Genomic DNA, 16,545 nt, shown 5'->3' on the forward strand with positions numbered 1-16,545 from the left:
TCAAAGCACCTCTTCTACAGCTTTTTCCTGGGTCAACTTGCCCAGGTTGGCGAGAATCAGCAGGGTCGCGCCGACAACTGTCAGGTACACGCCCAGGTCAAACAACAGGGCGGTAGCCAGCTCAATTTCTCCGACCAGCGGGATATGGAAATGACCGAAGGCCGAGGTCAGGAACGGCCGATCAAACAGCCAGCTGCCCAAACCCGTCAGGCCGGCGATCATCACGCCGAGGCCCGCCATGCCTTGGTAATTCAGCGGCAGGCGCGATTGCGTCCACTGCACGCCGCTGGCGACGTATTGCAGGATCAGCGCCACGGCCGTCACCAAACCGGCAATAAAGCCGCCACCGGGCAGGTTGTGGCCACGCAGGAAGATAAATACAGAGACCAGTAGCGCCATCGGCAGTAGCACCCGCGACAAGGTGGCGAGGATCAGCGGATGGCGGTCCCGCGCCCAGTTGCGGCCTTGTGCATCGACCTTGGGTTGGAACAGGCGCAAACCATCAAGCAACGCAAAGATGCCCACGGCCGCAATCGCCAGCACAGTGACCTCACCGAGGGTATCGAAGCCACGGAAGTCCACCAGAATCACGTTGACCACGTTGGTGCCGCCGCCGCCCGGTACGCTGTTCTCCAGGAAGAACGCTGAAATGCTGTCGTACGGCCGCGTCAGCACGGCGAACACCAGCATCGCCACCATCACCCCACTGCCAACCGCCAGGGTGAAATCGCGCAGGCCGCGCAGGCTGCTGGACTCGATGCGCGTCTGCGCCGGTAGGAAGAACAAGGCGAGCATCAACAGGATGATGGTCACCACCTCGACCGAGAGCTGGGTCAGGGCCAAATCTGGCGCCGAATAGCGGGCGAAGGCCAAGGCCACCATCAGACCGACCACGCTAAGCATCAACAACGAAACCAGACGCTGCCGGTGGAACACCACCGTTACCAGCGCGGCAAACGCCATGATGCCCAGCCCCAGAGCAGTGATGCCGTCAATCTCGGTCATCGCCACCGGCCCACTGATCTGCGGCAAGGAGCTCAGCCCCTGAGTCACCACCAACAAGGCGGCCGCCAGCAACAGTGCCAGATAGCGCTGCAGCGAAGCATTCTCCAGCCATTGGGTAAAGCCACTGCACGCCTTGACCAGCAACTGTATGCCGCGCTCAAAGATCAACTTGGCATCCACACTCGGCAGCCCGGCATACCAACGGAATAGCGGCTGGCGGAACACGTACACCAAAATCCCGCCGAACAAGGCAATAAAGCTCATCAGCAGCGGCAGGTTGAAACCATGCCAGATCGCCAGACTGTAACTTGGCACATCACCGCCCAGGGTGGCGGAAGCGGCAGCAGCCAGCAACGGTGCCACGGTATAGGCCGGAATAATCCCCACCAGCAGGCAGAGGAACACCAGAATCTCCACCGGCACTTTCATGTAGCGCGGCGGTTCATGCGGCGGGTAATGCGGCAGGTCGACCGGCTCGCCGTTGAAGAACACGTCGTGGATAAAGCGCAGCGAATAGGCCACCGAGAACACCCCGGCCAATGTGGCCGCCGCCGGAATTACCCAGTTGAAGCTGCCCAGCAGGTGCTGATTGAGCGTTTCGGTAAAGAACATCTCCTTGCTCAAGAAGCCATTGAGCAACGGCACCCCGGCCATCGCCGAGGCTGCCACCATCGCCAGAACCGCCGTGTGCGGCATGTACTTCCACATACCGTTGATGCGCCGCATATCGCGGCTACCGGTTTCGTGGTCGATGATCCCTGCCGCCATAAACAGCGAGGCCTTGAAGGTGGCGTGGTTGATGATATGGAACACCGCTGCCACAGCGGCCAAGCGGGTATCGAGGCCGAACAGCAAGGTAATCAGACCCAGGTGGCTGATCGTTGAATAGGCCAGCAGCCCCTTGAGGTCATGCTGAAACAGAGCCATCCCGGCACCAACCAGCAAGGTCACCAGGCCGGTGATACTGACCAGGTAGAACCACCACTCCGACCCTGCCAACGCCGGATACAGACGCGCCAGGAGAAACACCCCGGCTTTGACCATGGTCGCCGAATGCAGATACGCCGACACCGGCGTCGGCGCGGCCATGGCATGGGGCAGCCAGAAATGGAACGGGAACTGCGCCGACTTGGTGAATACGCCCAGCAGCACCAGAATCAGCGCCAGCGGGTACAGCTCATGAGCGCGGATCGCATAACCGGCCGCCAGCACCTGGGACAACTCGAAACTGCCGGCGATATGGCCGATCAGCAGAATCCCGGCAAAAAGCGCCAGACCACCGCCGCCGGTCACGGCCAAGGCCATGCGCGCGCCTTTGCGGGCATCCGAACGGGCGCCCCAGAAACCAATCAGCAAGAACGACGACAGACTGGTCAGCTCCCAGAACATCAGCATCAGCAGCAGGTTTTCCGACAGCACCACGCCGAGCATGGCGCCCATAAACAGCAAGAGGAAGGCGAAGAAGCGCCCCATCGGCTCCTTCTTCGACAGGTAGTAACGCGCGTAAAGAATCACCAGCAGGCCAATGCCGAGAATCAGCAGGGCAAACAGAAAGCCCAAGCCATCGAGCCGCAGGCTGAGATTCAGGCCCAGGGACGGTAACCACTCCAGCTTGACCTTCAGCAGCTCGCCAGAGAACACCGCCGACTGCTGCGAAAGCAGCAGTACCAAAGCCGTAAGCGGCGCCACACCAGCTGCCGCTGCGCAGGCGGAACGGCCCAGACGCTCGGCCAGTAATGGCAGAAAAATGCCGAGAAATGGCAAGGCGATGATCAGCGCAAGCGTCATAGAAAAACCCCTTAATACGAACCCGGCACGTTACCGTGCCCGGCTGACTCCCTAACTTGCTTACTGGCGGCCCGCCATAGCACTGACCGAAGCCGCACTCACACAAAAGTATTGCACCGCGGCGTTACGAGCGCCTGCCGGGACAACAGCGAGCGCGATTATCCATAACTATCGGCTAACCGTCATGAATAGAATTATTACTAAACACTCCGTTTTCCGCGAAGTCACCTGAAAATCCCTTAAAACACGGATAACCATCTGGTTTATCTAGAAAAAAGGCAATAAAAAACCGGATCAGTCAGCACTGATCCGGCCTTTTCAAAACTCAGTGAGAAACGCGGCTGGTGCCATTTACCGTCAGGATGCGCACGCGCTCGCCAACGCGGAAGACCTGATTTTCTTCAACGGCCTGAACATAGGCACGCATGCTGCCATCGTCTTCGCGGACGGTGATTTCCACACCTTGGGTGCGGGTCAGCCCTTCCTCGGTCATCGCGCCGAGCAAACCACCGGCCACTGCACCGATCACGGCCGCCACGGCACTGCCGCGACCACCGCCCACACCACTGCCGGCGACACCGCCGATAACCGCACCGGCACCGGCGCCGATTGGGGTCTTGGTGCCTTCGATCTTGACTGGGCGCAGTGCTTCGATGGTGCCCATGCGCACGGTCTGCACGGTTCGCGCCTCATCACGCGAATAGGTGTCACCAGTCAGGCTGGAGGCGCAGCCGCCCAACAGGGTCAGCACGGCGAACGAAGCGGCCAACAGAACAGGGTTACGCATGATCATTTCTCCAGTTAGGCAGGTGTTCATTAAACCGCCTGCGCAGCTTAGCTGTCACCCGCCAATATGCAGCAAATCTTTACCCAAGCTGCGATGCTGAGCGTTAGCGCGACACCACGCCGCGTGCAACCTCAATACCCAATCAGCCTAAGCTAAGACTTGGCTTGGAGGACTTATGGATTACTTTATCGTCGCCATCACCAGTGTGGCTGGGCTGTACTTCCACTGGTGGCTGTATGTGCGAATCAAACGCTGGATGGACCGCGACCTGGCGTTATCACTGGCGGGCGACTGCGCAGCCAAACGCAGCTATATGCTTACTTGCCTGGCTGAAGCCCAGGCCGCCGGTATCACGCGCAGTAACCTACCCGCCTGGCTTGAGCAAGCCGCCGGAGAATATGCCGGCGACTGATGAGAACTCAGGGAGCCAAGCGCTCGCGGAGCCAGTCGGCGCCCTGCAAACGGAAGTTGAGGCGGTCATGCAGACGACTGGAGCGACCTTGCCAGAACTCGATGCGCTCCGGCAGCAGGCGATAGCCACCCCAGTGCGGCGGGCAATGTGGCGCGCGATCCAGGAAGCGTTGTTCGGTCTCGGCCAGCAGGGCTTCCAGTTCAGCACGATCAGCGATCACCCGGCTCTGCGGCGAAGCCCAGGCCCCCAGCCGACTGCCCAGCGGACGCACCTGAAAGTAAGCATCGCACTCATCGGCCGTGACCCGCTCAACACGCCCCTCAATGCGCACCTGACGCTCCAGGCTGGGCCAGAAGAAGGTCATGGCGGCAAAGGGGTTGGCAGCCAGATGCTGACCTTTGGCGCTGTCGTAGTTACTGAAGAAGGTGAAGCCGCGCGCATCCAGCCCCTTGAGCAACAGCACCCGGCAGTGCGGGCGACCGTTGGCATCAACGGTCGCCAGGGTCATGGCATTGGGTTCGACCGGTACCTGCTCGGTTTTCACCGCCTCGGCAAACCACTGCTCAAATAATGCAAACGGCTCGAGCGGCGCCTGCGTTTCGCTCAAGCCATCACGGGTGTAGTCACGGCGCATATCAGCCAGGGTTTGAGTCATGGGCACATCCTCTCGAACAGATGGTGCCTAGCTTACCCGCGAGCGCTCTATTTGGCTTGATCTGCGGCAACACGCCGCGACACTGCCCTTACTGGCTGCTGGCAGGCTTGTCGGCCTTAGCAACAGTTTTGGCGTTTTTGTCTGCTACGGGTTTGCTGGCCGCAACTGCTGGGGCGGGAGCCGCTGCCGGCTGGCTGTATTTGGCGATCAGCGCGTTCAGGGTGGCTTTCGAGGTCAGGAGAATTTCCACCCGGCGATTCAGCGCACGGCCTTGTTGGCTGTCGTTGGCGGCACGCGGCATGTCCGAGCCCAGGCCCTTGACCATTAAACGGTTCTGCTTGAGCCCGCTAAGGCGGAAAATCGAGGTAAATGCACGGGCGCGCTGCTGGCTAAGGTCACGGTTGGCGTTTACTTCACCGCTGCTGTCAGCATGGCCGAGAATCAACACCCCGATGGTTTCATCACTTTCCAGCAACTTGGCCATGCGGCTCAGCGGGGCCAGGGTGGCTGGCAGCATCATGTGCGGACGGTCCGGATTGAAGGAGCCCTGCACCGGCGCAGTGACCACCAGCAGATTTTCCCGACGCTCAAACTCGAAATGGGTACCTTTGATCGCTTCACGCACCTTCGGCTCGTACACATCCAACCAGGCCTGAGTCACTGCCGGCGGCGGCATTGGCACTGCTTTCGGCGCGGGCTTTTCAGATTTCTCGAAAAGGCTGCAACCGCTGATCAGTACACACAAAGCGATGGCGAGAGTTTTGTTGGCGAGCATCGGGTATCCACACGTGGTAAGCAAAAAGAAGCCGGTCAGTGGCCCGCGCGGGCGGCGGGCCATGCCATGTTGCGCAGCAGTTTAGCCGAGCTGGCTATAAACAATCAGCCAATAGACGCGCAAGTTTCTGCGCACGAGGGTCCATCAAGACGAACGGTCCTAGGTTGTTGGTGACAAACCCGAAGGCCACATCCCGATCCGGGTCGGCAAAGCCAATGGAACCGCCGGCTCCAGGGTGACCAAAAGCGCGCGGCCCCATGCCATAGGTGGCGTTGGCAACCTCGGGCTGATCCAGCATGCAGCCCAGACCGAAGCGGGTGCGGGTCAGCAGGGTCTTGTCTTCACCTACCGCGTGTTCACGGGTCAGCTCGGCCAGCAACTCGCTTTCCAGCAACTGACCATCCAGCAGACCGCTGTAGAAACCGGCCAGACTACGGGCATTGCCATGGCCATTCGCCGCAGGCTGCTGCATGCGCCGCCACTCAGGCTTATTGGTACTGGTCATGATCGACGGCGGGTTGGTGAAGGCCCGCGTGCTCATGGCCGCTGGTTCGCTCATCATGGTTTTGAGCAGACGCTGGGCTGCGGCGTCGCCAAAGTTACCCTTGCCACGGGAGATGATCGCCACCCGGTCGAACTCTTCATCCGCCAGACCGACATGGAAATCCAGACCCAGTGGTTTGGCCGTACGCGCGACGATGGACTCGCCCGGCCCGCGCCCTTCGACCCGGCGCAACACCTCACCCACCAGCCAGCCATAGGTGATCGGCGCATAACCGTGGCCCTCACCCAATAGCCACCAAGGCTGTTCAGCGGCCAGAGCCGTGGTCATCGCATGCCAGTCGTATAAGGCTTCGGCCGGCAACATCTCGCGCAAGGCAGGCAGCCCGGCCTGATGGCTGAGCAAGTGACGCAGGGTGATCTTGTCCTTGCCGGCGGCGCCGAACTCGGGCCAGTAGCGTGCGACTGGCGCATCTAGTTCGAGCTTGCCCTCACCCACCAGCTGCAAGGCGGTGACTGCAGCAAAGGTCTTGGTACAGGAGAACAGGTTAAGGATGGTGTCGCTGTGCCAGGCCTGCTGACCCTCCTTGTCGGCAACCCCGGCCCACAGATCAACCACGGTTTCACCGCCGACCTGCACGCAGAGCGCCATCCCGCGCTCTTGCGGCTCATCGAACAGTGCCGCAAAGGCGTCTCTCAGCGCTTCGAACTTGAGGTCGAAATAACCCTGTATCTGCACCACCCTGCCCCCTTTTTATACTCGGCCAAATGTTCAGCAGATTGTTTCAGCTCTGACGCCTGCGGTGAACCCAGCACAAGGCTGGTAATCCTACTATCAGCTAGGCGAATAGCCCTTTACGGAGCCGCAGGAACTGGCGCAGTTACAGGCTTGAGCAGCGTTTTAGGCACATCGAGGTTGGCTTTGCGCACGGCTTTGACAAAGCCATTCCAAGGCCGGTCGGTAATGGCGACCAGACCCAAATGACCATTCTCGCCATCCAGCAAACGCCCGGTAACCGGCTGATCGAGGTACTGGAACCAGTGCAAACCGACGATCTGCGGCTCTTCCAGGGCCTTGGCCAGGAAATGCGCATAGGCCGGGCCACGCTCTTCTTCCTTATAAACCTCGGCAACACCGCCCCAGAACGGCCCACGGTCACGCGAGCCGAAGTGAAACTCGGTGACCATCAGCGGCTTGTCCAACTCGCGCAGTGCAGCAAAGTCATACCCGTGCTGCGGCTCACGGGTATAGAAGTTGAAACTCAGCACATCGCAGAAGGTCGCACAGGCATTCACCGCCTCGGGAATACTGCTGGCGAAACGACCACCCAGCAGCAAATGATTGGGCGCGTGCCAATCAAGCGAGTCGGCGATGGTTTTGAAGTAGGTCTCGGCATATAGACGCAAGAATGCCTGCATGTCTTTCTCGATGGCCGGGTACTCGGCGCTTGGCAGCGGCGCCTTAAAGCCAGGGTCTTCCATCAGCTCCCAGGCCGGCAGCTCGATACCCCAGGCGCGAGACAGGCCATTCTGATTGCGATACTTGTCGCGCAGCTGCTTGAGGAAGGCGCGCTTGGCCGGCACATCGGTGGTCAGGCGCAGCGTGGCGTACGCCAGGGCGTAACGGCCGTTGGGGTCATCCGCCGGGCCAGCCCAGGCCAGTTCGTTATCAGCGAAATAACCGAGCAGCCAGGGATTGTCGCGGTGATCGCGCGAAGCAATCGCCACTGCGCGCTCGGTGGCCATGGCAAAACGCGGGTCGAATGGATCAGGCATCGCGCCCCACCAATCGACGCCGGTGCTGATGGTGGCGTAATCGCCATGAATCGACAGCGGGATGCTGAACGGCATGCGGGGATCGCTGCCAAAGGCCGGCTCGCTCCAGTTCCCTAGGGTATTGAAACCCCAGGCCTGCAAACGATCCTGGCTCAGCGTACGCCAGGCCGCGGGGTCAACCTGGCCATAGCTGCGCTGCAGGTTGGCCTTGTAGAAATCGAACCAGCGCCCGCTGGCAAAAGCCCGGCCCTGGTTGGCGCCGGTGTCGCTGCGGCTGTCGGACGTGCCGAAATAGGCAGCCAGCGCCTCACCCGGTTGCGGCAAGCCGGCAAACATCGCCTCACGCCCCTCAACGTAAGTAGCGCTCTGCTGCGCGGTGACCGCATTGACGCCTAGCGAGTAGAACGGATGGCCCTCTGGCGTTACCAGATACCAACGGCCGTCGCGTTTCTCGGTGCGAAAGAAGCCGCTCGCCTCAAACGGCATCCCACCGGTCCAGCCTGCAAACTTGTCCTGCGCAGGGCGTTCAGCCAGCCAGGTATGCAATTGCTTCTGCTCCTGGGCTACAGCCTGCTGCAATTGCTCGTCGTTCTTGACCTTGCCCGGCCAATCGGCCCGTGTGTACTGGCCATAACTATCGACAATACCGGCATAGGCCGCCGCCGAAAACTTCTCAGTGCTCACGCCAAACTGGCTGATCAGAATATGTTGCGCGGCTTTCGGCTGCGGCATGGACAGGGTAACCGCGCTGACCTTGCTCAGGTCCAGCGCTCCCGTGACGGTGTCCGCCAACAGCAGCCGCTGGCCCTTGTGCGTCCAGGGCATCGGTACACCGGCGCGCATGCCGTGATCACGGGGCGACGTGGCTTGTAAGGGTATCAACAGGGTTTGCGCGGGACCGGCAGGCAGGGCAATGCGCGAACTCAGGCGTTGACCATCCGTGCTCTCGATCAGCACATCCAGGGTCAGCGCCCAATCCATGGCGTTCTGCACACGCAGGCTCATTTGAGTTTGCTGCGACCAGTCCCAGCTGCCGCCTTGCGGAGTCAGCTTCACACTCGGCTGTGCAGCGGGGTGAAAGGTCACACGGCGCAGCACCTCGCCTTGCGGCGTCGGTTCGCCAATCCGATTAGGCAGGTCAGCATCTTGCGTGGTGACCTGCACAACATCCATCGGCCGCACAAAGTTGAACAGCTCCTGCGGCTCTTTCGCCATGGCTGCACCGATAAAGCCCGCGAGCGCTGATACCAGAACAGCCGTTTGCAGCCTGCGCTTACCCTTCACGAACCACACTCCCCCATTGCTTCAACCACCTTGGGCAGTAATGCCCAAGGCCAAATTCAGGTCCTGATGTGTACCAGGACGTTGTTTACGCGTCACTTGGAACCGACATGGCGTGATGAGTTGCCAAGCCAGTGAAGTGTTAACTGATTTCCCGACGAAATGGCGGCAAAGCATTAAGAATCGACTTGCCGTAGCGCTGGGTGACCACACGCCGGTCCAGCAGCGTAATAATGCCGCGATCCGCTTCGGTGCGCAGCAGTCGACCGCAGGCCTGCACCAGACGTAGCGAAGCATCCGGCACGGCAATTTCCATAAAGGGATTGCCGCCACGCGCTTCGATCCACTCGGCCAGGGCCGCTTCCACCGGGTCATCTGGCACGGCGAAGGGTATCTTGGCGATCACTACATGCTCGCAGTAGGCACCCGGCAGGTCGACACCCTCGGCAAAACTGGCCAGGCCGAACAGCACGCTTTCTTCACCGCTGTCGACCCGCGCCTTGTGCTTGTTCAAAGTTTCCTGTTTGGACAAATTGCCCTGGATAAACACCCGCTTACGCCAGTCACGCTCTAGGCCGTCGAAGACTTCCTGCATCTGCTTGCGCGACGAAAACAGCACCAGGGTGCCGCGTGAACCCTCTACCAGACCAGGCAGCTCGCGAATAATCGCAGCCGTGTGCGCCACCGCATCACGCGGATCGGCGTTCAGGTTGGGCACCCGCAGCACACCGGCGTCGGCATGATGGAACGGGCTCGGCACCACCGCTGTGACCGCTACTTTCGGCAAGCCGGCGCGCATACGGTAGCGATCAAAGGTGCCCAGCGCCGTCAGGGTGGCCGAAGTCACCAGGGCGCCATAGGCGACATTCCACAGATTACGCCGCAGGGTTTCCGCCGCCAGGATCGGGCTGGCGTTAACCTCGATATCAAACAGTGCACCGCTATCGGCCAGGGTCAGCCAACGCGCCATGGGCGGGCTTTCCTCCGGGTCTTCAGCGGTAAAGGCCAGCCACAGCTCCCAATTGCCCTTGGCCCGCGCCAGCAGGCTGCCGAACAGCGGGTACCATTCCTCGGCCTGGTGACTGGCGATACCGACAGAGCCCTCACCATCCATGGCCTCCTTGAGCTGTTCTGTTACGCCAGTGAACAGATCATTGAGCTTGGAAAAACCCTTTTTCAGCTCCAGGCCCAGCTCGGTCAAGTGCTCCGGCACCACCCCGCCGATAAAGCGATGGCGCGGCCGCTCGCGGCCCTGCATATCTTCGCCCGGTTTGAAGTCGGCCACCTGCTCACAGGCGGCGAACATAAATTGCTGCTGGGTTTTAAGCTCCCGCGCCAATTCCGGCACCTGCTCGATCAGCCTACCTAGATCCCCGGGCAGCGGGTTCTGCGCCAGCAACTTGGTCAGATTCTTGTCGATCTGGATCAGCCAATCGGCAGTCGAACGCAAACGGGTAAAGTGGGCGAAATGGCCAATGGCTTTATCAGGCAGGTGATGGCCTTCGTCGAACACGTAAAGGGTGTCGCGCGGGTCCGGCAGCACCGCCCCGCCGCCGAGGGCCAGATCGGCCAGGACCATGTCGTGGTTGGTGACGATGACGTCGACCTTACCCATGCCCTCGCGTGCCTTGTAGAAGGCGCATTGTTGAAAGTTCGGACAATGGCGGTTGGTGCATTGGCTGTGATCTGTGGTCAATTGCGACCAGCGCGTGTCTTCCAGCTCTTCCGGCCAGCTGTCACGGTCGCCATCCCATTTATTGCCGGCGAGTTTTTCGATCATCGTGGTGAACAGCTTCTGGCTCTGCTCATCCACATCGATCTTGAAGCCTTCTTCCTCGAACAGCTGGGCGGTGGCGCTTTGCGCCTGGCCTTCTTGCAGCAGAATATCCAGCTTGGACAGACATAAATAACGTCCCCGCCCCTTGGCCAGGGCGAAGCTGAAATTCAGCCCGCTATTGCGCATCAGGTCCGGTAGATCCTTGTGCACGATCTGCTCTTGCAGAGCCACGGTGGCCGTGGCGATCACCAGGCGCTTACCTGCGGCCTTCGCCGTGGGGATCGCCGCCAGGCTGTAGGCCACTGTTTTGCCCGTACCGGTGCCAGCCTCAACCGCTACGACGGCAGGGTCACCCAGGCGACGGCCTTCATCGTCCGTTTTAATCGCCCCCAACACTTTGGCAATTTCGGCAATCATCAGGCGCTGGCCATAGCGCGGCTTGAGCGACTTGGCCTCGAGAAAACGGGAGTAAGCGCCCTGGATCTGGGACTTGAGTTCGGTACTGAGCATGGGGATTTTGACGCGAAAAGGCTGGATAAATTTTCAGTGTTTGTAATCGGCGGCTATCATAGCGCGCTAATCGATCCAGCGCTGAATCGCTTAGGCCCTGTTTACGAACTCGCGAGCGAGAGCCTGTATCTATCGCTGCAGGGCCGACGCGCCGCAGATCGCAAATAGCGCCTCAACCAACAGGAGTGCTTGCATGACCCCATACGCTTTCGTCTACAGCCTGCATCTGCTCGCAGCCCTAATCTGGGTGGGCGGTATGTTCTTCGCGTGGATGATCCTGCGCCCAGCCGCAGTCGCCGCCCTGGAAGCCCCACCGCGCCTGAAACTCTGGCTGGAGGTCTTCCCACGGTTTTTCTACTGGGTATGGGCGGCAGTGATTGTGCTGCCGGTCACTGGTGTAGGCATGTTGCACCTGCGCTTTAGCGGCTTTGATACCGCACCGCGCTACGTGCACATCATGATGGGGCTGTATATCGCCATGCTGGCGCTGTTTCTGCGGATTCAGGCACTTCAACTGCCTGAGTTACGCCGCGCCGTGGCGGCAGAGGATTGGCCGAATGGTGGCGCCGTGCTTGGGCGTATTCGACGACTGGTTGGTATCAACTTGTTGCTGGGATTGTTGGTGGTAACAATCGCGGGCCTGCGCCCTTCGCTCTAAACCTACTTACGCAGCCGCTGCTTTCGGGCAGCGGCTAGCACTCAACGCGACTTAGAACTGCACGATATTCAGCGCACCTGCAGGGCCTGACTCACCGGCCCGCCCTGCTTGCCCTGGCTTGCCGTCGCGAGCGCCATCGGTGCTGTACAACCAGCAACCCTTGCTCACGCCGCCTTGACCGCCTGCACCAGGCGCGCCGGGCTGACCGCCACTGCCACCATCCAAACGCACCTGTACCTGCTCAACAGGGAAATCCTGTGGCACCTCCAAGCGCACCTGCGCACCGGCAGCACCTGGCTGGCCGTCGCCTCCATTCAAACCATCATGACCGCGACTGGCTTCACCCCAGGTGCAGCCACCTGGCTTGCCATCAGCACCAGCTAGACCTGCATAGCCTGGCGCACCTGTGCCGCCGCGGGCATCCAGCACTAAATTTTCCAGGGTAACGGCCTGCAGTCGCAGACTCAGGTTGCGTCCCGGCAACGCCGGCTTTTCAGCACTGCCGCGTGCGCCACGCGCGCTGATCTGTGCGCCACTGGCAATATCGGCGGTTTCAATTTCAAGGCGCAACACCTGATCACCAGGGGCAATCGCCAGCCGCGCGTCACGCCCCAGGTGCAGCTGTGCGACACGAATTTCGGTCAAGCCGGATGGAATCAGCAAGGTGCCATTATCGGCAATCGCCAGACGGTCTAACAGCAACACGCTGGTAGTGCTGGGTAGACGCATAACCGCATGGGAATCAACTTCAATCACCGCCTGGGCTAATGCCAGCGGACTGAACAGCGCAGCGAGGACGATGAGCTTACGCATTTTCGGCCTCCATCTGCTGCGCTGGCTCAGGCTCGGCTACTGGCTCAGCGGGCAGCCCCAGCAACTGAAACACACCGAACAGCATGACATGCACACGCTCGTGAGCCGGTTTGGGGCAAGCGGCGATGCGCTTGCTAAAAAGCCACAGTTCAAGGGCATGGATCAGCAGAATAAAAGCCCCAGCGCCGTTCAACAGCAGCGCAAAGGGTTGTGCAAAGGGCTGCAGCAGGTTTGCCAGTACAACCCCCCAGAATAATGCCGTCAGTACCTTACCCAACGTCAGAAATACCTTCATATCCGCCCCCGGCAGTTTTTTATTTCGCTGCACCTTATCTGCTTTGGGAGTGAGCTGCCAGAAGACCAGTAAAAACCATGGGGAACGAATGCCTTCACAGCTTTTACTGGTTTAAAACTACGCTTCGCTGTTAGGCCGTTGCGAACATGGCTGATGGGTTCGCAACGGCCTGACAGCGCATCACGTCGGTTATGGCTGCGCTTCAACCTCCGCTTCAACACGACGATTAATTGCACGCCCGGAGTCAGTATCGTTATCCGCTACCGGTCGCGATTCACCATAGCCGACCGACGAAACCCTGCTGCTGTCGATACCATGTTGATTGACCAGTACATCACGCACAGCATTCGCCCGCCGTTCGGAAAGTCCCTGGTTGTATGCATCACTGCCTACCGCATCGGTATGCCCTTCAACAGTCGTGGTGGTTTGCGGGTACTGCTTCATGAAGTCAGCAAGGCTTTTGATATCGGCCTGGCTGTCTTCTTTAACATCGGACTTGTTGAAATCAAACTTAACATCCAGCTCTACCCGAACCGACTCCACCATTTGAATGGACTCAGGCTCTGCTTCGGCAGGCGTACCGGCATATTCCTTGATCGGGCAGCCGTTATGGTGAACCGGTGTATTAGGCGGGGTTCCTGGGCAACGGTCACGGCGGTCAAACACGCCGTCGTCGTCTTCATCACCATCCTGGGCGTAGCAAATCAGCGTGCCAATGACCGCACCGGCCACCGCTCCACCTGCTGCCCACGTAGAACTTTCGATTGCACCCAGACCTGCACCGGTCAGACCGCCAATCGCACTGCACAGGGGCCAGTTCCCTTGGTTGAGCGGCGCATCTCCCGTACTGGAAGTTGTGACGCAACCTGAAAGAACACTGCTGACCAAGAGAATGGGGGCTAGCCCCACGATGGATCTAACTCTCATGGTAGGAATCTCCTGTAATACCGGCTACTGCCGGTAACTTAGGAGTAAAGACCTACCCTGGAAGCTACACAAGCCAGACCCCTAGAGGGCCTGGCTTGTTTTCTTCAGAACGTCTGGAGTCAGACGATCAAGGACGAGCTTCTACTTCTGCTTCTACGCGGCGGTTCACGGCACGACCATCAGCGCTGGCGTTGTCCGCAACCGGACGAGTTTCGCCATAGCCCACAGCGTTAACGCGATCGCTGCCTACGCCGTACTGGTTAACCAGTACATCACGCACAGCATTGGCACGACGCTCGGACAGGGTCTGGTTGTATGCGTCGCTACCGACGGAGTCGGTATGGCCTTCAACCACGGTGGTGGTTTGTGGGTATTGAGTCAGGAAGTCAGCCAGGTTTTTGATGTCACCGTAGCTTTCTGGTTTGACCTGAGCCTTGTCGAAGTCGAACTTGACGTCCAGCTCTACACGTACGGCTTCAGCTGGTTCAGCAACGACAACTTCTTCAACCACCTCTTCAACCACAACAACCTGCTCATCGCTGGCGCCATGCACCCAGCAATATGCAGCTGCCATACCCGCACCTACGACGGCACCACCACCGGCCCACGAGGAGCTTTCAATAGCGCCCAGAGCAGCACCACCTACACCGCCGATTGCGGCACAGGTTGGCCAATCCGTTTTTTGTAGCCCGGCACAACCGGTCAAAAAGGTACTCGCGACAATCAGGGGTAATGCTTTCCTGGTGATGCTCATATATACGTCTCCTATTGGTAAATCGGCAAAAACCGATACTGACGAAGTAAAGACGCCAGTAACAAAATATGCCAGAGAATATGCAAACACATTACTAGCACGATCCGCACTAGGCCGCATTACTGCAGCACGTTAGTCTCTGCACACTTGAGCGAGGAGCCGTTATGCCTGCAACCCCATCCACCCGAACACCCCAGCAAGCCCTTGCCGCCCTGTTGGCACGCTACACGCCAGAACGCCTGTTGGTAGTCGGTAGCCGAAAACTACCTGCCATTGAAGCATTTATCCAGGCTCATCCAAGTTGCCACTTGGTGCACGCGGATGCAGGCGTTCTATCTAATGAAGTAGCCGCCCAACGTTTCGATCTGGCGCTGATTGTCGACTGCCTTGAACACCTGCCAAAACGTGCCGGGCTGGAGCTGCTTGGAGGAATTCGCAACCTGAATGCCAGCCGGATGGCTGTGCTGGTCGATCTGCAGGCCTGTGAGTGGCAAGCAACCGACTTCTTTGCCTTGGCTCTTCAGGCTAGTGAGCGTTTCCAGCGCGATGAGCAGACGCTCAATCTATTCACCTACGACCTGCTGGAATACAAGCAAGTACCTGACTGGCTGAACGCTAAGTTCTGGGCCAACCCGGAAAATTTTGGCAAGTACTGGTGGTAAAGCCATGAGCAGCACACCTTGCCCATGCGGCAGCGACCAACCGCTGGCATCCTGCTGCGGTCGTTATCACGCAGGCATTCCAGCCCCTAGCGCAGAAGCGTTGATGCGCTCACGCTATAGCGCCTACGCCCTGGGACTGATCGATTATCTGGTGCGCAGCACACTTGCCGCCCAGCAAGCTGGCCTCGACCGTGACGCCATCTTGGCCTGGAGCCTGGGCAGCACCTGGCTCGGGCTTGAGGTTGAAGAAGCGCAGCTAATCGAAGGCGAACCGCAGCACGCCTACGTCACCTTTACCGCGCACTGGCGTGATGAAAGCGGCACACACAACCACCGCGAACGCTCGGCATTTGTGTGCAATAACGGCCACTGGTATTTCATTGACCCTACAGTTGAGCTGAAACTTGGCCGCAACGATACCTGCCCGTGCGCCAGTGGACTGAAATTCAAGAAGTGCTGTGCGAGTTATTTCTGATCACTGACACCCAGTGTTTCGTCGAGAGCCTCCTCCTGGACTCTCGGCGCATAGCACGCTAATCCTGCAGTTTCAGATGAGAAATATCCGGTGGTGGTCCGGCTGGGGCTTTTTTAGCCTCACCCATGTCACTGCCGGGCGGCGCCAAGCTGAACTGTGACAGGTCTAGGGCTGGCGCCTGCACCTGCGGCTTGCCGTCCTGAACGTCGTCGCCCAGTGGCGCAATGCCAAAATCCGGAGCATCAACTTCGCTAAATGCGGCCATGTACTCATCTCGCGGCGCAACCTTCAGGCGCCCAGCAGGCTGGCCACTTCCCGCCTGCACTGATGCAGCAGCCGGAGACACAACCGGCGTGACGGCCATCGCCGGCGGCGCAGTCAACTCGATTTCCTCGATCTCATCATCCAGGCAAGCCACTTCAGCAACGGCGCCCGCCCGCTCTAGGGTCGAGCGGTATTTTTCCGCACCCGCAGCATCCAAGTTGCTTTTGATCACGATCCGTCGCCCCGAGAACAGCAACGCCAGGCGCTGTTCATCCGCTTGAAACAGCTTGGCCAGGTTGGCCTTCACCAGCTCCAACTGGGCACCCGGAACCAGCTGCGCACTGAAGGCAATTTCGTAGCGAGCCATGGTCATACTCCTGTCCTATTAGTTGCTCAGTATGGCGCAGGTTTTTTTACCGTCACAACAGGT

15 protein-coding genes and 1 pseudogene are annotated in these 16,545 nt (G+C 59.6%); 4 read left to right on the plus strand and 12 right to left on the minus strand.

Annotated elements, in window-relative coordinates:
* Both HCI85_RS13230 and HCI85_RS13235 read right to left on the minus strand, forming a co-directional pair.
* On the minus strand, window positions 1–2,793 hold the full coding sequence (locus HCI85_RS13230) for a monovalent cation/H+ antiporter subunit A (RefSeq protein WP_167145117.1): 2,793 nt from the start codon (window positions 2,791–2,793) through the stop codon (window positions 1–3).
* A 325-nt stretch (window positions 2,794–3,118) separates the two neighbouring features.
* Window positions 3,119–3,580, minus strand: a complete 462-nt coding sequence (locus HCI85_RS13235) for a glycine zipper domain-containing protein (protein ID WP_090254068.1) — start codon at window positions 3,578–3,580, stop codon at window positions 3,119–3,121.
* A gap of 175 nt (window positions 3,581–3,755) precedes the next feature.
* Here HCI85_RS13235 and HCI85_RS13240 point away from each other — a divergent pair, with 175 nt between their 5' ends.
* The gene (locus HCI85_RS13240) at window positions 3,756–3,992 is read left to right on the plus strand and encodes a hypothetical protein (RefSeq protein WP_167145119.1); all 237 of its coding nucleotides are present in this window, start codon (window positions 3,756–3,758) and stop codon (window positions 3,990–3,992) included.
* A gap of 7 nt (window positions 3,993–3,999) precedes the next feature.
* On the opposite strand, the gene pdxH is transcribed toward HCI85_RS13240, so the two are convergent.
* The 5 genes from pdxH to dinG all read right to left on the minus strand — a co-directional run bounded on the left by pdxH (window position 4,000) and on the right by dinG (window position 11,267).
* Entirely contained in the window at window positions 4,000–4,647 is a 648-nt protein-coding gene (gene pdxH / locus HCI85_RS13245) for a pyridoxamine 5'-phosphate oxidase (RefSeq protein WP_167145121.1), read from the minus strand.
* Between the two features lie 88 nt (window positions 4,648–4,735).
* Window positions 4,736–5,422: an OmpA family protein gene (locus HCI85_RS13250; protein WP_167145124.1), complete on the minus strand. Its 687-nt coding sequence runs from the start codon at window positions 5,420–5,422 to the stop codon at window positions 4,736–4,738.
* Window positions 5,423–5,516: 94 nt separating this feature from the next.
* The gene (locus HCI85_RS13255) at window positions 5,517–6,662 is read right to left on the minus strand and encodes a serine hydrolase domain-containing protein (protein ID WP_167145759.1); all 1,146 of its coding nucleotides are present in this window, start codon (window positions 6,660–6,662) and stop codon (window positions 5,517–5,519) included.
* Between the two features lie 116 nt (window positions 6,663–6,778).
* Entirely contained in the window at window positions 6,779–8,914 is a 2,136-nt protein-coding gene (locus HCI85_RS13260; RefSeq protein WP_167145761.1) for a beta-agarase, read from the minus strand.
* 208 nt (window positions 8,915–9,122) lie between these two features.
* Window positions 9,123–11,267, minus strand: coding sequence for an ATP-dependent DNA helicase DinG (gene dinG, locus HCI85_RS13265; protein ID WP_167145126.1), 2,145 nt, complete (start codon window positions 11,265–11,267; stop codon window positions 9,123–9,125).
* A gap of 193 nt (window positions 11,268–11,460) precedes the next feature.
* Here dinG and HCI85_RS13270 point away from each other — a divergent pair, with 193 nt between their 5' ends.
* A complete protein-coding gene (locus tag HCI85_RS13270) occupies window positions 11,461–11,925 on the plus strand; it encodes a CopD family protein (RefSeq protein ID WP_160087757.1) in 465 nt (154 codons plus the stop codon).
* A 51-nt stretch (window positions 11,926–11,976) separates the two neighbouring features.
* Here HCI85_RS13270 and HCI85_RS13275 read toward each other — a convergent pair whose 3' ends face one another.
* The 4 genes and pseudogenes from HCI85_RS13275 to HCI85_RS21025 all read right to left on the minus strand — a co-directional run.
* Window positions 11,977–12,738, minus strand: a complete 762-nt coding sequence (locus HCI85_RS13275) for a collagen-like protein (protein ID WP_167145128.1) — start codon at window positions 12,736–12,738, stop codon at window positions 11,977–11,979.
* Window positions 12,731–13,033 carry a DUF1145 domain-containing protein gene (locus HCI85_RS13280; RefSeq protein WP_167145130.1) on the minus strand — a complete coding sequence of 101 codons (303 nt, stop codon included), beginning with the start codon at window positions 13,031–13,033 and terminating at the stop codon, window positions 12,731–12,733. The genes HCI85_RS13275 and HCI85_RS13280 overlap by 8 nt, the downstream gene beginning before the upstream one ends.
* Before the next feature lie 189 nt (window positions 13,034–13,222).
* Window positions 13,223–13,960: an OmpA family protein gene (locus HCI85_RS13285; protein WP_167145132.1), complete on the minus strand. Its 738-nt coding sequence runs from the start codon at window positions 13,958–13,960 to the stop codon at window positions 13,223–13,225.
* 127 nt (window positions 13,961–14,087) lie between these two features.
* Window positions 14,088–14,441 (minus strand): annotated as a pseudogene (locus HCI85_RS21025) (OmpA family protein); the annotation flags it as partial.
* A gap of 437 nt (window positions 14,442–14,878) precedes the next feature.
* Between HCI85_RS21025 and HCI85_RS13295 the strand changes: the two are divergent.
* Together HCI85_RS13295 and HCI85_RS13300 are read left to right on the plus strand one after the other, a co-directional pair.
* Window positions 14,879–15,376: a DUF6231 family protein gene (locus tag HCI85_RS13295; protein WP_167145134.1), complete on the plus strand. Its 498-nt coding sequence runs from the start codon at window positions 14,879–14,881 to the stop codon at window positions 15,374–15,376.
* Between the two features lie 4 nt (window positions 15,377–15,380).
* A complete protein-coding gene (locus tag HCI85_RS13300; protein ID WP_167145136.1) occupies window positions 15,381–15,851 on the plus strand; it encodes a YchJ family protein in 471 nt (156 codons plus the stop codon).
* A 58-nt stretch (window positions 15,852–15,909) separates the two neighbouring features.
* Here the strand turns inward: HCI85_RS13300 and HCI85_RS13305 are convergent, their stop codons facing one another.
* Entirely contained in the window at window positions 15,910–16,482 is a 573-nt protein-coding gene (locus tag HCI85_RS13305; protein WP_167145138.1) for a hypothetical protein, read from the minus strand.
* Window positions 16,483–16,545 lie beyond the last annotated feature (63 nt).

This window comes from Pseudomonas sp. OTU750018, from assembly GCF_011636575.1.
GTDB lineage: Bacteria > Pseudomonadota > Gammaproteobacteria > Pseudomonadales > Pseudomonadaceae > Aquipseudomonas > Aquipseudomonas peli.

Excerpts from the sequence above, each read along its gene's own strand:
- HCI85_RS13230 (WP_167145117.1), bottom strand. The coding sequence starts at position 2,793 with ATGACGCTTGCGCTGATCATCGCCTTGCCATTTCTCGGCATTTTTCTG.
- pdxH (WP_167145121.1), bottom strand. The coding sequence starts at position 4,647 with ATGACTCAAACCCTGGCTGATATGCGCCGTGACTACACCCGTGATGGC.
- HCI85_RS13300 (WP_167145136.1), top strand. The coding sequence starts at position 15,381 with ATGAGCAGCACACCTTGCCCATGCGGCAGCGACCAACCGCTGGCATCC.
- HCI85_RS13240 (WP_167145119.1), top strand. The coding sequence starts at position 3,756 with ATGGATTACTTTATCGTCGCCATCACCAGTGTGGCTGGGCTGTACTTC.
- HCI85_RS13260 (WP_167145761.1), bottom strand. The coding sequence starts at position 8,914 with ATGGCGAAAGAGCCGCAGGAGCTGTTCAACTTTGTGCGGCCGATGGAT.
- HCI85_RS13285 (WP_167145132.1), bottom strand. The coding sequence starts at position 13,960 with ATGAGAGTTAGATCCATCGTGGGGCTAGCCCCCATTCTCTTGGTCAGC.
- HCI85_RS13275 (WP_167145128.1), bottom strand. The coding sequence starts at position 12,738 with ATGCGTAAGCTCATCGTCCTCGCTGCGCTGTTCAGTCCGCTGGCATTA.
- HCI85_RS13295 (WP_167145134.1), top strand. The coding sequence starts at position 14,879 with ATGCCTGCAACCCCATCCACCCGAACACCCCAGCAAGCCCTTGCCGCC.
- HCI85_RS13235 (WP_090254068.1), bottom strand. The coding sequence starts at position 3,580 with ATGCGTAACCCTGTTCTGTTGGCCGCTTCGTTCGCCGTGCTGACCCTG.
- HCI85_RS13250 (WP_167145124.1), bottom strand. The coding sequence starts at position 5,422 with ATGCTCGCCAACAAAACTCTCGCCATCGCTTTGTGTGTACTGATCAGC.
- dinG (WP_167145126.1), bottom strand. The coding sequence starts at position 11,267 with ATGCTCAGTACCGAACTCAAGTCCCAGATCCAGGGCGCTTACTCCCGT.
- HCI85_RS13280 (WP_167145130.1), bottom strand. The coding sequence starts at position 13,033 with ATGAAGGTATTTCTGACGTTGGGTAAGGTACTGACGGCATTATTCTGG.
- HCI85_RS13270 (WP_160087757.1), top strand. The coding sequence starts at position 11,461 with ATGACCCCATACGCTTTCGTCTACAGCCTGCATCTGCTCGCAGCCCTA.
- HCI85_RS13305 (WP_167145138.1), bottom strand. The coding sequence starts at position 16,482 with ATGGCTCGCTACGAAATTGCCTTCAGTGCGCAGCTGGTTCCGGGTGCC.